Source organism: Imperialibacter sp. EC-SDR9, assembly GCF_902498805.1.
Classification (GTDB): domain Bacteria; phylum Bacteroidota; class Bacteroidia; order Cytophagales; family Cyclobacteriaceae; genus Imperialibacter.
This window is the reverse complement of record NZ_LR701577.1, coordinates 219,993-234,109: the sequence shown is the minus strand read 5'-3', so window position 1 is coordinate 234,109 and position 14,117 is coordinate 219,993. Positions and strand designations below refer to the sequence as shown.

General features: G+C 45.7%; 17 protein-coding genes. 8 read left to right on the top strand and 9 right to left on the bottom strand.

Annotated elements, in window-relative coordinates; translation table 11 throughout:
- Positions 1-50: 50 nt before the first annotated feature.
- From GC130_RS06690 to GC130_RS06670, 5 genes are all read right to left on the bottom strand, one after another.
- On the bottom strand, positions 51-395 hold the full coding sequence (locus GC130_RS06690; RefSeq protein ID WP_151997503.1) for a type II toxin-antitoxin system PemK/MazF family toxin: 345 nt from the start codon (positions 393-395) through the stop codon (positions 51-53).
- Positions 382-594: a hypothetical protein gene (locus GC130_RS06685; protein WP_151997502.1), complete on the bottom strand. Its 213-nt coding sequence runs from the start codon at positions 592-594 to the stop codon at positions 382-384. Before GC130_RS06685 ends, GC130_RS06690 begins: the two co-directional genes overlap by 14 nt.
- Positions 595-751: 157 nt before the next feature.
- A complete protein-coding gene (locus GC130_RS06680) occupies positions 752-1,360 on the bottom strand; it encodes an RNA polymerase sigma factor (protein ID WP_151997501.1) in 609 nt (202 codons plus the stop codon).
- Entirely contained in the window at positions 1,351-2,463 is a 1,113-nt protein-coding gene (locus GC130_RS06675) for a glycosyltransferase (protein ID WP_226940393.1), read from the bottom strand. Before GC130_RS06675 ends, GC130_RS06680 begins: the two co-directional genes overlap by 10 nt.
- A gap of 175 nt (positions 2,464-2,638) precedes the next feature.
- Complete coding sequence (locus GC130_RS06670; RefSeq protein WP_151997500.1) at positions 2,639-3,418, bottom strand: hypothetical protein; 780 nt, start codon at positions 3,416-3,418, stop codon at positions 2,639-2,641.
- 274 nt (positions 3,419-3,692) lie between these two features.
- Between GC130_RS06670 and GC130_RS06665 the strand changes: the two genes are divergently transcribed.
- The 5 genes from GC130_RS06665 to GC130_RS06645 are packed head-to-tail and all read left to right on the top strand — an operon-like array spanning position 3,693 to position 6,619.
- Positions 3,693-4,310 carry a hypothetical protein gene (locus GC130_RS06665; RefSeq protein WP_201568347.1) on the top strand — a complete coding sequence of 206 codons (618 nt, stop codon included), beginning with the start codon at positions 3,693-3,695 and terminating at the stop codon, positions 4,308-4,310.
- Positions 4,311-5,363, top strand: a complete 1,053-nt coding sequence (locus GC130_RS06660) for a sensor histidine kinase (protein ID WP_151997498.1) — start codon at positions 4,311-4,313, stop codon at positions 5,361-5,363.
- Positions 5,360-6,049, top strand: a complete 690-nt coding sequence (locus tag GC130_RS06655) for a LytTR family DNA-binding domain-containing protein (RefSeq protein ID WP_151997497.1) — start codon at positions 5,360-5,362, stop codon at positions 6,047-6,049. The genes GC130_RS06660 and GC130_RS06655 overlap by 4 nt, the downstream gene beginning before the upstream one ends.
- 49 nt (positions 6,050-6,098) lie before the next feature.
- On the top strand, positions 6,099-6,326 hold the full coding sequence (locus GC130_RS06650) for a hypothetical protein (protein ID WP_151997496.1): 228 nt from the start codon (positions 6,099-6,101) through the stop codon (positions 6,324-6,326).
- Positions 6,323-6,619: a type II toxin-antitoxin system PemK/MazF family toxin gene (locus tag GC130_RS06645; RefSeq protein WP_151997495.1), complete on the top strand. Its 297-nt coding sequence runs from the start codon at positions 6,323-6,325 to the stop codon at positions 6,617-6,619. The genes GC130_RS06650 and GC130_RS06645 overlap by 4 nt, the downstream gene beginning before the upstream one ends.
- A 32-nt stretch (positions 6,620-6,651) precedes the next feature.
- Here GC130_RS06645 and GC130_RS06640 read toward each other — a convergent pair whose 3' ends face one another.
- Complete coding sequence (locus tag GC130_RS06640) at positions 6,652-7,374, bottom strand: glucosamine-6-phosphate deaminase (protein WP_151997494.1); 723 nt, start codon at positions 7,372-7,374, stop codon at positions 6,652-6,654.
- 84 nt (positions 7,375-7,458) lie between these two features.
- Here GC130_RS06640 and tgt point away from each other — a divergent pair, with 84 nt between their 5' ends.
- Genes tgt through GC130_RS06625 form a run of 3 tightly spaced genes read left to right on the top strand, consistent with a single transcriptional unit; the run spans position 7,459 to position 10,575 of the window.
- Positions 7,459-8,589 (top strand): tRNA guanosine(34) transglycosylase Tgt, encoded by a 1,131-nt coding sequence (tgt, locus tag GC130_RS06635; RefSeq protein WP_151997493.1) that lies wholly within the window; start codon positions 7,459-7,461, stop codon positions 8,587-8,589.
- 4 nt (positions 8,590-8,593) lie between these two features.
- Positions 8,594-9,667 (top strand): LptF/LptG family permease, encoded by a 1,074-nt coding sequence (locus GC130_RS06630; RefSeq protein ID WP_151997492.1) that lies wholly within the window; start codon positions 8,594-8,596, stop codon positions 9,665-9,667.
- Entirely contained in the window at positions 9,664-10,575 is a 912-nt protein-coding gene (locus GC130_RS06625) for a DMT family transporter (RefSeq protein ID WP_151997491.1), read from the top strand. The genes GC130_RS06630 and GC130_RS06625 overlap by 4 nt, the downstream gene beginning before the upstream one ends.
- Here GC130_RS06625 and ispE read toward each other — a convergent pair whose 3' ends face one another.
- The 3 genes from ispE to recN all read right to left on the bottom strand — a co-directional run bounded on the left by ispE (position 10,576) and on the right by recN (position 14,023).
- Complete coding sequence (gene ispE, locus GC130_RS06620) at positions 10,576-11,379, bottom strand: 4-(cytidine 5'-diphospho)-2-C-methyl-D-erythritol kinase (protein ID WP_151997490.1); 804 nt, start codon at positions 11,377-11,379, stop codon at positions 10,576-10,578.
- A gap of 125 nt (positions 11,380-11,504) precedes the next feature.
- Entirely contained in the window at positions 11,505-12,317 is an 813-nt protein-coding gene (locus GC130_RS06615) for an enoyl-ACP reductase (protein WP_151997489.1), read from the bottom strand.
- A gap of 50 nt (positions 12,318-12,367) precedes the next feature.
- Complete coding sequence (recN, locus tag GC130_RS06610; protein WP_151997488.1) at positions 12,368-14,023, bottom strand: DNA repair protein RecN; 1,656 nt, start codon at positions 14,021-14,023, stop codon at positions 12,368-12,370.
- Positions 14,024-14,117 lie beyond the last annotated feature (94 nt).

Here is a 14,117-nt window from a genome sequence, read left to right as displayed (position 1 = left end):
TGGATCTGCGCCCAAGGTAGTTGCTTTTGGATGTCCTAGGTTAGGAAGGGTTAATAATTAATTGATAGGACGGTGGACAGTCCTTTTTGAATTTTTCCGAAGGTTGTCCTGTCAACTTCTCCGATCTTTCTAACGAAACGCTCTTGCGAGACAGACCGTACTTGAAAGCAATCAGCAGAGGAATCCTTAAGTAGTCCGTTTGACGAATCAGGATCTATTTTTACCATCCAGGGGGCAATAGCATATTTTTCTTTCCAGTCGGTCACAGGCACAATAACTTTAAGTGGAAGCTTTCCTAATCCATTGTCACTTACGATGATTGCCGGCCTGGTTTTCTTGATCTCAGCGCCAACTGTGGGATCCAGATTTATTAGCCAAATTTCACTTTGCTTCATAGAAACCTTCCAGATCAAGTGATGTGAAAACAGTCAACTCTTCATCGGACTTATAGTCTTCAATCAATGCATCCGTAGCTACCACAAGCTGCTCACTTCCGTGAGGTTCCTTTAGCGAATGGATTATTTTCTCGGCCAGGTCGATTCTCTGTGAAATTGGTAGTCTTTGGATTTCCTTTATTAGGTCGTTTGTTTTCATAGAAGTTCGCCATTAAATGATAAACGATATTTTTGATAAAGGTTCTATTTCTCTGGTCTGTCCCCTAAACCCCACGGCCTGTCCCCTGACAGGCCTCAGCAGGAATCAAATATCATCCTCAAATATCATCCTCAGATATCATCCTCAGATATCATCCTCAGATATGATCCTTTTTCTCTTTTACCAGGTCGTACATCAACTCCCGTGCCCTGTGTAACTGAGCCTTGACGGTACCGAGAGGTGCCTCAAGTTCCACGGCTATCTCTTCATAGCTTAGCTCGTCAAAATAGCGAAGGCGCACCAGCTTCTGGTATTTGGCAGGTAGCTTGTTCACAAACATCTGCACAATCTCTATCTTCTGCGTTTTGATGGTTTCCTCTGCAGGATTCAGGTTTTCATCCTGCACATCTATATTCACTGAGTCGCCACTTTCGTCGGTAAAACTGGTGTTGAGGCTATAGGTGTCCAGCTTCTTTTTCCTGATAAAGTCAATGGCATTGTTGGTGGCTATTCGAAATAGCCAGGTGCTGAATGTGTAGTCTTTCTTGAATTTGTGCAGGTTCCGAAATGCCTTGGCAAATGCCTCAATAGTCAGGTCTTCTGCATCGTCAATGTTCCTCACCATTTTGAGGATCATATGATAAACGGGCTTCTTGTATAGCTGCATCAAATCTGCATAGGCATGTTCCTCCCCGTCGACCGTTGCTTTGTCGATCAGCTTGAAATCCCGTAATGCTTTGTCAGAAAATTGTTTGTTTACGTCCATTTAACCCGTTTAGCAAATGTAGCCCTGCCACCAACCAGAAGCAGGTATACTCCATAAAATAAATCAATTACTGGTAGCGCCCAGTAAGAAAAACGATGTCCGGTTAGCCGATGGAAGTAACTCAACAAGCCCAAGGTCAATACTTCCCTGCCCAAAAAACCTCCCAAAGCCCAATAGGGTTGGGTATTTGAAAGGGCTAAAATAAGCAAAGTCACCCAAAATCCTATCTGGGAAAACGACCAGAGGCCTAAATTAATTTTATCCCCGGCATTATATCTTTTGCCCACCGAAAGGTGCCTTAGCTTCTGCGTCCAATAGGTGCCAAATGATTTTTTTGGGTGAGAGTAAACCAGTGCCTGTGGGTTCACAATGGCCACCGTGTTTTGCGAAGTGGCATGGGCATTTACGTACAAATCATCGTCTCCTCCGGTCACTTTCAAATGCGCATTGAAACCTTTGTTGTCAAGAAAGAACGACTTCCGGTAAGCCAGGTTGCGTCCAACTCCCATAAAGGCGCCACCCACACCAACTGAGCCAAGGTAATTGATGCCCGTAATGGTGGTTTCCCACTGAATGAAATTGTTAAGGAACCCTTTTTCAGTGTAGTATGGAGAATACCCAAGCACGAATTGTATTTTTTCTGAATTCAAGCCCTTGGCCATTTCTGCCACCCATTGGTTGGAAGCAGGGCGACAGTCGGCGTCGGTGAGCAGCACAATGTCGTTGGCCGCAGCTTTGATTCCCAGTGTCAGGCCATACTTTTTGCCGTTGACATGGTTGGGCGAGTTGTCTACCCTAACCATTTTTAGCTTTGGAGTGCTGTCCTTAAGGCCTAACAAGTGGTCGTAAGTGCCATCATTGCTGCGGTCATCCACAATGATCACCTCAAAGTTGGGGTAGTCCTGAGCCAGCAGAAGCGGAATAAGCGCTTTTAGATTTTCTTCTTCGTCGTGGGCACACACAATGACTGAGACACCCACTTCAGTTTTAGCGAGCGCCTTCTGCCGCTTATTGACTTTGCTCAAGCCAATCCACCATTTGAATTGAAAGAAAAGATGAATGAAAAGAAAAAAACCACACAAGGCTGGTACTAAATACTCCATGTAGAACGCTCAAGTTTTCAAAAGCACCAAAGATAGGTTTTTTAGCCAATTAGATGATCGAATTGCAGGGCTAAATATGAATTGATGATTTGCGATGGTGACACCCAAAAAAAAAAGGAGTGACAGGTGCCGCTCCTTTTCAAACTCCAACAACGAACTATCAATTATTCAGAAATCAGTTACCTCTTGTGCTTAGCTGACGGGCCGTTGCGGTTGTCGCCGGCGTCACAGGTTGAAGGCCTCTTCTGTAACCAGTACTTTCTGTTTTGCTATTAGTATCCGCCACTCTGCTTTCGCTGGCCTGGCCACGGTAATTATCATTTGAGCTGCCTTTTCCAGTGTTTTGGTTGTTGTCACGGCGCCCATCTTTATCATAACTCTTTCCATTCTGGCTATCACGGTATTGATTATTGTCACGACGGTCGTTATCATATTTGCCATGTTGCTGACCTTTCTGATGGTTGTTGTTGCCATATTTGTGGTCATTGTTGTGATGGTACTTGTCATGATGACCCTTGCCGTGGGCGTATCCTTTGTTATAGTAATGATACTTGCTGGCAACCACTATTGGTCTTGGACGGTAGTACCTCTCATAGTGATTAGCATGGAATCCACAGTAGCTGTCACAAATGTGATGTGCAAAGTGGGAGTTCACGATCTGCACCGAGTTGATGATTCTACCGTAGTGGTCTATATTCACTGACACGAAGGTGCCTCTGTTTTCAAGGATAATTTCGAAGTCAATGAAACCTCTGTAGGGTACCTGGCGAACATGGACTACATCGTAGCCGTAGTACGAACGATTGATTTTGTACATCACTGCCTGCGGCACATTCCAGCTCAGCTGGTCGCCGTAGCTGCTATAATAGAAGGCAAATGAAGGTTGTGAAAAAGCTTCTGTAGTACTAACCAGTACCAGCAAGCTCAAACTCAGAATTAATGTAGAAGTTTTCATGACCGTAATTGTTTGGTTCTGTTGTGATATATGCAAATGGCGGGCCAAAAACGTAAGTAATTATATGTCAATTAGTTAATGCCTTTTTCGGCGAGCGTAGAGAATAGCAAGGAGCTAGCGTTCCTCCAGATTATGTTGACTTGAGGGGGCCTGATTAGGAAAAGACCGGGAGTATTTCTCATTTTACCCCGAGTTTTTTGGTGTACATCGAAGTTTTTTGAGCGTTCGATGGATGGACTATTTCTTCGTGCTGAGAAACAATCACAAAAGACACATGAAGGCTAAATCGATTATTGGAATGCTTGCCCTGGTAATGGCGGCTTCCTCATGCACTGTTCAGTCGTTGCACCCCTTGTACGATGAAAAAACTATGATCTATGAGCCCTTTTTGGAAGGAGAATGGATAGATGATGACGGCAATAGCTGGGTAATTAAGAGAGCTCAAAGGCCGGATGCCAATCAACTGAAGAAGGAGTTGGTAAACCCCAAGGCCTATCAAATAGCCTACCATGGAGATTCGGTTGAAACCAACCTCGATGCCTATATGGTGAAACTGGATGGGATCTATTTTATCGATCTGTTTCCAGCAGAAAACTATGACAAAGAAATAGGAAACGACATACTCCTGGGGAATTTACTTCCTGTCCATACCTTTTCAAAGGTGGAAACGCAGGATGACAGTTTATACATCTATCAGTTTGACAGCGAATGGCTCAGTGACCTGATAAAAAACAACCAGATCAGAATTTCGCATGAAGTGGTGAAAGCGCATGGTGCCGACAGGGTAGTGTTGACGGCGTCAACGAATGAGCTTCAAAAGTTTGTGGCGAAATACCACAATGACCCCAAAGCTTTCAGCGAACCTGACAAGTTTGTCAGAAAGCGTCAGTAAATGATGAAAAGTAGTAAACAGTTGTTCAAAAAGACAGTATCCAACAGGTTGGTGCAGCACCTGGCCTTTTGGGTGCTGTCCTTTTATGTATTGCTGCGGATTTTTTCTACTGACAGCGAGATTCGTGATATTGACTACATCTACGACGGGTTGTTTCATTTTACGCTGATCATACCCGTTTACCTCAATCTCCTTGTTCTGATCCCGAAACTGCTGGACAAGGGCAGGTACTTTCTTTACATCGGCCTTGCAAGTCTTTCTATTCTGATTTTCAGCCAGCTCAATATCTGGTTCTTCGATTATTTGGTCGACTTCCTGCTGCCCGGCTACTATTTCATCAGCTACTATGAGCTGCCTGACATTGTTCAGTTTTTTCTCGTTTACGTAGGTGTGAGCACTTTGTTGAAGCTATCGAAGGGCTGGTTTCAGCTAGCCGAAGCGAAGACCAAACTGGCAGAGACCCGACAAGAAAAGCTCGATGCGGAGCTGGAGGCACTCAAGTCGCAGGTCAACCCACATTTTCTTTTCAATAGCCTCAACAACCTTTATGGGTTGTCGCTCAAAGGAGACAAGAAAACGCCCGCTTCGATATTGAAGTTGTCCGAAGTATTGCGCTATATGATTTATGAGGCAAAAGATGAGAAGGTACGGCTTGAAAAGGAGATAGCTTTTATCGAGAATTACATCAACCTGCAACGGTTGCGATCCGATCACCATGCCAGGATATCATTAGAAATCGTTGGCGAGGTAAGAGAACAAAGAATTGCTCCATTACTGTTTATTCCATTTGTTGAAAACAGCTTTAAGCACGGCATAAAAGGGGAGACAGGCGAATCTTACGTTGATGTGAAAATGGAAGTTGGGGACGATTTTGTCGATTTTACTTGTCGCAATAATGTGGGAAGTATTGACGATGTGGAGCAAAAGAAATACGGGGGCATAGGGCTGGAGAATGTGAAAAAACGGCTTGAGTTGATATATGAAGACCGCTATACCCTGGAGTTGGATGAAGCGGAGGACGAGTATAAAGTTCACTTAACAATAGAACTATGACCAAACTCAGGTGTCTTATTGTGGATGACGAACCACTGTCGCAAGAGGTAATTGAAGGCTATGTGACCGACACGCCACAGTTGGAATTGGTGGCCAAATGCGGCAATGCGCTGGAGGCCGCTGAGTTGATCAGGAGTCATCCCGTCGACCTCATTTTTCTTGATATCAACATGCCCAAACTGTCGGGCATTAGCCTCGTGAAATCGTTGGCCAAACCACCAGCCATTGTGTTCATCACTGCCTATCCTGAGTTTGCAGTGGAAGGGTTTGAGGTGGAAGCCGTCGACTATCTGCTGAAACCATGTTCTTTTGAACGTTTCCTGAAGGCCGTGGGTAAAGTTGAAAACTATTTGCAGGCCTCAGGAAGAAAACAGGAGACAGACTATTTTGTAGTCAAGGCTGATAAAAAGCTGCACAAAATAGCGCTGGAGGATATTCTTTATTTTAAGTCGATTGGCGATTATGTGAAGGTATACACCCGTGACAAAGTATTGATCACCAATGAGACCTTAAGAAACATTGAAGATGGACTACCACCAAGCAAATTCATCAGGCTACATAAATCCTTCGTCGTTTCTCTACCAGCGATTCAGTACCTGGAAGGCAACCAGGTGAAAGTGGGAGAGGAGATGTTGCCTGTAGGGCTGACTTATAAGGATAAATTGATGGAGAGGTTGGGAGGATGAGGTGGATTCAAATAAGATTTTAAGTATTTTAGTCTTAAATTGAGTTGTGATGACACGAGAGGTATTGATAAAAAGAACCATGGAAAATCTTAATAAGCTACCTGACCAGAAGCTTAGAGAGGTGTCGGACTTTGCAGAATTTTTACTAAACAGGATTGATGAAGCGGTAATCACTGAAGGAATACAGAAACTAGCCAGTGATTCGGTAGCATTTAAGTTTCTTGATGAGGAAGAAGAGCTTTATTCAGTCGATGACTTAAAAGAAAAGTACCAGTGACCAGGGGCGATATCGTTCTTATCCCCTTTCCTTTCACAGATTTATCCGGTGCGAAGACTCGTCCAGCATTAGTCCTTTTGGAATCTGATTCAGATATAACTGTGTCATTTATCACGACTCAGTTGAAATGGAAAGAAGAATTTGACGTGGAGTTGTCCCCAACTTTAGAGAATGGACTCAAGAAGGCTTCGTTGGTTCGGTTGAGAAAGATAACGACGATTGATAAAGCCCTGGTGATCGGACGGTTGGGGAGGCTCAATCGAACTGAACAAGACGGTTTAAAAAGAGCTTAATCAACTTGTTTGGCCTAGCTTAGGTTCCTTTTCTATAGTAAGCTCCCTGCTGCTCTATCCACCGTTATATAAGCCTGCGGAGTCATATGCACAATGCTGGCAGGCAGACTTTCGATTGGTTGCGAGGCGGCTACTTTAGCTATAATGTTGGCCTTCTTTTCACCATTTGCCATAATGATGGGCAGCCTGGCTTCCTGAAAATGCCTCAGGCCCATGGTGATGCCGGTGGAGAGTTTCGTTTCACCGGGGAAGTATTTTTGTCCCACCGAGATGGTCTCTTCTGCCAGCTGACTGATGTGAGCATAGGTGTCGAACGAAGTGCCCGGCTCATTCATGCCAATATGCCCGTTGAGGCCTATTCCAACCAGCATCACATCCAGGCCCCCATGTTGATGAATCAGCTCATTCACCTCATCACATTGCGCCTGCACGTTGGGTTGGGTGCCGTCAAAGAAAACGATTTGCTTTTCTGGAATGTTCAGAGGTTCGAACAGGTCTTCATCCATCATTTGGCGGCATGAGCCTTTTGTGCTACCATTCATGCCATTCCATTCGTCAAGTCCCACGAAAGTCCAGTTGGAGATATCCAGGCTGCCAGCCTTCACATCTTCCACCAGGCATTTGAAGACCCCGATAGGAGTATGGCCAGAGGCAAGGCAGACCAGAGGATTGGATTTGTTCTTTACACTTTCGATGATCAAGTCAGCAGTCTTACGGGATAGCTCTTCGTAGGTGATGTAGGTTTGGATGGTCATGCTTTGAGTCAAATATACGTTTCGTGAAGATAAGCTGACGATTGCCAATTATTACGCTATTTTTGCACCTGTTTTTAAAAAGGAATGCAATTTAAACTTCAAGCCACAGACAAAGGATCGAAAGCAAGGGCCGGACAGCTAAGTACAGGGCACGGTGAGATTCAAACCCCCATTTTCATGCCGGTTGGCACGGCAGGCTCAGTAAAGGGCGTGCATCAGCGGGAGCTGAAAGAAGACATCAAAGCACAGATTATTCTTGGCAATACCTATCATCTTTACCTAAGGCCGGGTCTGGACATTCTCAAGCCCGCTGGCGGGCTTCATGGCTTCAATGGTTGGACGGGCCCGATTCTTACCGATAGCGGAGGCTATCAGGTTTATTCCCTGGCCGATCAACGGAAGATCACAGAGGAAGGCGTAAAGTTCAAGTCACACATTGACGGCTCCAATCACCTTTTTACGCCTGAAAATGTGATGGATATCCAGCGCACCATTGGCGCTGACATCATCATGGCTTTTGACGAGTGCCCGCCTTTTCCCTGTGAGCTGGACTACGCAAAAAAGTCAATGGAGATGACCCATCGTTGGCTGGACAGGTGCATCAGCCATCTGCAAACGACAGAACCCCTTTACGGGCACGAGCAGGCGCTGTTTCCCATAGTGCAAGGCAGTGTGGACAAAGAACTCCGTACGATTTCTGCAGAGTACATTGCTTCCAGAGGCATGGATGGCAATGCTATTGGTGGCTTGTCGGTGGGCGAGCCTGCTGAGTTTATGTACGAAATGACAGACCTTGTTTGTAATATACTACCTGCCGACAAACCCCGTTATCTGATGGGAGTAGGCACGCCAGCCAACATCCTGGAGTGCATTGCCCTGGGGGTGGATATGTTCGACTGCGTGATGCCAACCAGAAATGCCAGAAACGGCATGTTGTTTACTTCTGAGGGGATTATCAATATCAAAAATGAGAAATGGAAAGACGATTTTTCGCCGATTGACGAAACAGTTGGTGGGTATGCCAGCACTTTCTATTCCCGGGCTTACCTGCGTCACCTCATCATGAGCAAGGAAATGTTGGGGGCACAAATAGCTACGGTTCACAATCTTACTTTTTATCTTTGGCTGGTTAATACAGCAAGGGAAAAAATCATTGATGGTACTTTTGCCAACTGGAAGGAAATGATGGTGAAAAAAGTAAGCCACCGTTTGTAGCGAAATGAAGCTGATCGACAAATATATTCTCAAGAAATTCCTGGTCACATTCTTCTTTGTGATGGTCATGCTCGTGTCTGTCATCTGTGTGATCGATTTCACTGAGAAGAATGATAAGTTCATTAAAAATGGATTGGAAGCGGCCGTCATTTTCAAGTATTATCTCACCGTTTTCCCTTTTTTTGCCAGCTTAATCACCCCTATCACTGTCTTCATAGCGACGGTGTTCATCACAGCCAATATGGCTGCCCGAACAGAAATCATAGCTATTCTGGCTAGCGGCATCAGCTTTAAGCGCATGCTTGTACCCTATGCTCTCGGTGCTATTTTGATTGCTGTCCTTACTTTCTTTTTCAACGGCTACGTCATTCCAAATGCCAATAAATTCAGGATCGCCTTTGAGGTGAATTATGTGAAAAAGGCTTTTTATTTTGTTGAGAGAGATATTCACATGAAGGTAGGAGATGACACCTACCTGTACCTGCAGAGCTACAACAATAGCTCGGACGTTGCCTATAAAGTGACATTAGAGAAGATTGAGGGAGATCAGATGCAGGCCAAACTGGTAGCTAATAGAATGGACTGGGACTCGACGACGCACAAGTGGAAGGTAATCAACTGGCAGCTACGGGAGATTGATGGTTTTGAAGAGAAAATAACAGCAGGAACTCAACTTGATACGGCATTGAGCCTGTCTCCGGCTGACTTTACAAACAACTACGGTCGCCAGGAGACCATGAACATGAATGAATTGGAAGAGCACATTCAATTGCAAACCGCCAGAGGAGCGGAGGATGTAGTGATTTACAAAATTGAGAAATATATCCGCTATATGCAGCCATTTGCCGTCATCATCCTCACGTTTATAGGAGTGATTGTTTCAGCAAGAAAGTCGAGAGGAGGCACTGGCTACCTTATCGCCCTGGGCTTTGCCCTGGCTTTTTTGTATATCATTTTCTACACGTTTTCAAGGGCAGTTGCCGAAGCAGGCTCCATGGATCCCATACTAGCAGTTTGGCTGCCTAATATTGTATTTGGTACTATTGGAGGGCTCATGTACTTCACGCTTCCCCGATGACGAGTCAGTATACCAAAGACTATCTCCAGCTCCATTTCATTGTTTTCTTATGGGGCTTCACAGCCATATTGGGCATGCTGGTGAGCATGCCGTCGGTGGAGCTGGTTTTTTACCGCACATTCATTTCAGCCATCGCACTGGGCATAATGCTGCTGGTTGGAAAGAAAAGCTTTGCGATAGGCACTAAGGACATTGTTAAAACGCTTGGTACAGGCATTATCATTGGCGTACACTGGATTCTCTTCTTTGCAGCAGCACGGCTTTCCAATATTTCCGTTTGCCTGGCTGGAATAGCTACTATTTCGTTGTGGACTAGTCTTTTGGAACCCCTTATGACCAAAAAGCGAGTGAAGGGCTTTGAAGTCGTGCTGGGTCTGATGGCCATAGTCGGTATCGTCATTATCTTTAACGTGGAGTTTAAGTATGCCTGGGGGCTTTTCGTGGCGATAGTTTCGGCGTTTCTGGCGGCCGTATTTACGGTCATCAACTCCCAGTTCACGCAGCGACACTACCATTTTACGGTCACGTTTTATGAGATGATTGGTGCCTCACTGAGCATCATTCTGTTCTTCCCGATATATGGCGCTTACTTTTCCGATGGGGTTCAGCTTGGGTTGCATGGCTACGACTTGCTCTGGCTCACAATTCTGGCGCTCGCCTGCACGGTGTATGCCTATTCTGAGTCGGTGAAGCTGATGAAAAGGATTCCGGCCTTTGCCGTCAATTTAGCGGTCAACCTCGAGCCTATTTACGGGATTATTCTGGCGCTTGTGATCTTCGGAGAGCAAGAGAAAATGAAACCGGGATTTTATCTGGGGACACTTGTTATTTTATCGTCTGTGCTGGTGTACCCATGGATCAATAGGTACTACAAGAGAAAAGCACTGGAGACCGATGTGTTGCGGTGATTAGAGCATAGTGGTCCAGCTACTCATTTCACCTGCCAGTCTTGCTTTCGGTTTGTCTTCGAAAATTCCATACATCGTTGAACCGGAGCCTGTCATGCTGGCATAAACGGCCCCTTTGGCATAAAGCTTTTCTTTTACTTCCTTCAGAGCAGGGTGGCTGGGGAAGACAGATTGCTCAAAGTCATTTACCAACTGGCCTTTCCATTTTCCAATGGGCTGGGAAAGGATATCAGTGATGCCGTGCTGCTTATCATTGGGTTCTACACCAGCGTAGGCCTCTTTCGTTCCGATGTGAATACCAGGGAATACAAGCAGCAGATGGTACCCTTCGAGGTCAATAGGGAAGGGCGTTAGCTCAGTTCCCCGACCAAGCGCCATGGCCGGCTGGTTTTTCACAAAAAAAGGGCAATCACTACCAAGCTGAGCTGCGTAGTCTTCCAGCTGAGTGTCGCTCAGCCCCAGCGCAAATTTTTTATTGAGCATCACCAGCATAAAAGCGCCATCGGCAGAGCCGCCGCCGAGCCCAGCGCCCATAGGGATGGCTTTGTGGAGGTGGATGCTGATGGGAGGGAGTTGGAAATCCTTTTGAAGTAACTGATAGGCTTTCAGGCAAAGATTGTCGTCACTATTGCCGGGGATGGGCAAACCCGATGATGTAAATGACAAGGATTTGGCTTCAACTATTTCTAATACATCCTTTAGTGGAATAGGCAGAAAAAGGCTGGATATATCGTGATAACCATCAGGCCTCTTGCGAAGAATCTGAAGTCCCAGGTTGATTTTGGCGTTGGGGAAGGTGATCACTGATTTTTTGAGTTGTAGCCAGGGCTATTTTGTAGTATTGATCTGGTAGCTAATGCCAACTGTCTCTAAACGGAGATGCCTGCTTTCGCAGGCATGACGCTCCGTAGAATATTCTTTTCCGCTAATTATTTATTAAACATCTCTATCACCTCTTCAGAGATACCTGTGCTGGAGTATCCACCATCGTGATACAGGTTCTGCATCGTTACCATGCGGGTAAGATCTGAGAAAAGGGAAATGCAGTAGTCGGCACATGCGCCGGCTGGTGCGTTGCCCAATGGCGACTGCTTGTCAGCAAAATCATAGAAGCTCTGGAAACCATCGATACCTGACCCTGCAGTCGTTTTTGTAGGCGATTGAGAGATCGTATTCACTCTCACGTTCTTCGCTTTGCCCAGTCTGTATCCGTAGCCTCTGGCAATGGATTCCAGCACAGCTTTGGCGTCGGCCATATCGGTGTAAAAAGGATAGGTGCGCTGTGCAGCTATGTAGGACAAGCCAACGATAGACGCCCACTCGTTCAGTGCGTCCTGCTTTTCGGCCACATGCATCATTTTATGAAAGGAAAGAGCGGAAATATCAATAGACTTCTGGAACCAGTCGTAGTTCAGCTCACCGTACGACTTCCCTTTGCGGATGTTAGGTGACATGCCGATAGAGTGCAGCACAAAGTCGATTTTCCCACCCAATATTTCTGTCGACTTGCTGAAGAGGTTTTCCAGTTCTTCCACAGACGTGGCATCGGCTGGAATGATTTCCGCATTGCAGGCCTTGGCCAGGTCGTTTATTTTCCCCATTCGCATGGCGATAGGTGCGTTGGTAAGTGTAAACGTCGCACCTTCGGCGTGGGCCTTTTCGGCCACGTGCCAGGCAATGGAATTCTCATCCAATGCGCCAGAAATGATTCCTCTTTTTCCTTTTAATAGATTATAAGCCATAGTTCTTGTTTTAAGCGAATGTAATATGGGCAAAAATAGAAAAATTTAAGTCAATCCTGTTGTAGCAACTCCCGTGCATTCTGTAGTGCAGATGCGGTAGGGGAGGCACCGGCAATCATCTTGGCAATTTCATTGACCCTCTCTTCCTCTGCGAGTAGTTTTATCTTACTCACCGTTTTGTCGCTGCTATTGTCTTTGTAAACAAAATAATGAGCATCACCTTTTGCCGCAAACTGGGGCAGGTGACTAATAGAAATTACCTGGTGCTTCATGGCCATAGTTTTCATCATTCCCACCATCTTGTTGGCGATTTCACCGGAGATACCCGTGTCAATCTCGTCGAAGATGATGGTAGGCAAAGCGGTTTTGTCGGTGAGGATATACTTGATAGCAAACATGAGTCTTGAAAATTCACCACCCGAGGCTACGTCCTTGAGTTCTCTTGGCGTAATGCCCTTGTTGGCACTGAAAAGGAAACCGATTTCATCAACACCGGATTCAGTTGGCGGGACTAGCTTGTGGCTTACGTCAAAGGATCCTAAAGGCATGCCCAACTCTCTGACTATCTCCACTACTGATTTTGAGAAGCTGGCGAAAGCAGTTTTTCTATGCTCACTCAATTTAGTGGCAGCCAATGTCAATTCCTTTTCCGCTTCATCGAGCTCGTTTTTGGCATCGGTTAGTGTATCATCCATGTTCTGGACAAGTCTCACCTTTGCTTCAAGGTTTTGCTGAATAACAAGCAGCTCTTCTATAGAGGCCACCCTGTGCTTCTGCTGCAGCTGGTTAATCAGGTCCACTCTTTCCTTTGTCAATTGGATTTTCTCCGGATCGTATTCAATCTGATCGTCTTCTTTTTTTATTTCCTCGCCAATGTCCTGTAACTCAATCACAGCGCTTTCCAGCCGCTCTCTGAGGGCATTGATTTTACCTGAAAATTTACCAGCAGCAGAGAGGGCATGCGTTACCTGGGCCAGTTGGCTTTCAATAGAGAATTCTGCCTCGCTAAGCAACTGCAGGCTTTCGTTGAGCCTCAGCTTGATTTCTTCGGCATGTTCCAGCGTAGCGAGCTCATCTTCCAATTGTTGCTGCTCGTCTGCTTTCAGTGCTGCTTTTTCAAGCTCGGTGTACAGAAACAGGTTGTATTCCGCCTCCTTTTGCAGCTCAGCACTTTCGGTCACCAATTGCTCGTAAGCTTTCTTTTTCTTTCTGAAGTTTTTGAAAAAGTCGGTATAGCCATCTATCAACGACTGACTGCCAGCATAGGCATCGATCACACCCAGCTGAAACTTATTAGAAGCCAGCAGCAATGTGTCGTGCTGTGAATGGATATCCATTAAATGATCTCCCAGCGACTTGAGCACATCCAGCGTTACGGGTGTGTCGTTCACAAAGGCCCTCGATTTGCCGGAAGGGCTGATTTCCCTTCGGATCAGCGTTACTGCCTCGTGGTCAAGTTCATTTTCCTCAAAAAGCGGGGCCAATCTGTAGGCAGAAACATCAAAAGAGCCTTCCACTACACACTTTTCATTTTCGTTGTAGAGCGACTTGGTGTCGGCCCTGTTGCCAAGCAGCAGGCCAACGGCTCCCAGCATAATGGATTTACCTGCTCCAGTTTCACCTGTAATCATGTTCAGCCTGGGCGATGGCGTCATCTCCAGGTGTTCAATGAGTGCATAGTTTTTAATGAGCAAGTGTTTTAGCATGGTTGCCGGTTACTCCCTATTGTCTTTGCGTTAAGGAAGCCAAAAATATAAGTTTAAATGTTTTGAAAGCCGAGTTGAGTGGAGAATTCTTTAA

Bases quoted from the DNA above. Each gene is read 5' to 3' on its own strand.
- GC130_RS06690 (WP_151997503.1), bottom strand. From the start codon at position 395: ATGAAGCAAAGTGAAATTTGGCTAATAAATCTGGATCCCACAGTTGGC.
- GC130_RS06685 (WP_151997502.1), bottom strand. From the start codon at position 594: ATGAAAACAAACGACCTAATAAAGGAAATCCAAAGACTACCAATTTCA.
- GC130_RS06680 (WP_151997501.1), bottom strand. From the start codon at position 1,360: ATGGACGTAAACAAACAATTTTCTGACAAAGCATTACGGGATTTCAAG.
- GC130_RS06675 (WP_226940393.1), bottom strand. From the start codon at position 2,463: ATGGAGTATTTAGTACCAGCCTTGTGTGGTTTTTTTCTTTTCATTCAT.
- GC130_RS06670 (WP_151997500.1), bottom strand. From the start codon at position 3,418: ATGAAAACTTCTACATTAATTCTGAGTTTGAGCTTGCTGGTACTGGTT.
- GC130_RS06665 (WP_201568347.1), top strand. From the start codon at position 3,693: ATGAAGGCTAAATCGATTATTGGAATGCTTGCCCTGGTAATGGCGGCT.
- GC130_RS06660 (WP_151997498.1), top strand. From the start codon at position 4,311: ATGATGAAAAGTAGTAAACAGTTGTTCAAAAAGACAGTATCCAACAGG.
- GC130_RS06655 (WP_151997497.1), top strand. From the start codon at position 5,360: ATGACCAAACTCAGGTGTCTTATTGTGGATGACGAACCACTGTCGCAA.
- GC130_RS06650 (WP_151997496.1), top strand. From the start codon at position 6,099: ATGACACGAGAGGTATTGATAAAAAGAACCATGGAAAATCTTAATAAG.
- GC130_RS06640 (WP_151997494.1), bottom strand. From the start codon at position 7,374: ATGACCATCCAAACCTACATCACCTACGAAGAGCTATCCCGTAAGACT.
- tgt (WP_151997493.1), top strand. From the start codon at position 7,459: ATGCAATTTAAACTTCAAGCCACAGACAAAGGATCGAAAGCAAGGGCC.
- GC130_RS06630 (WP_151997492.1), top strand. From the start codon at position 8,594: ATGAAGCTGATCGACAAATATATTCTCAAGAAATTCCTGGTCACATTC.
- GC130_RS06625 (WP_151997491.1), top strand. From the start codon at position 9,664: ATGACGAGTCAGTATACCAAAGACTATCTCCAGCTCCATTTCATTGTT.
- GC130_RS06615 (WP_151997489.1), bottom strand. From the start codon at position 12,317: ATGGCTTATAATCTATTAAAAGGAAAAAGAGGAATCATTTCTGGCGCA.
- recN (WP_151997488.1), bottom strand. From the start codon at position 14,023: ATGCTAAAACACTTGCTCATTAAAAACTATGCACTCATTGAACACCTG.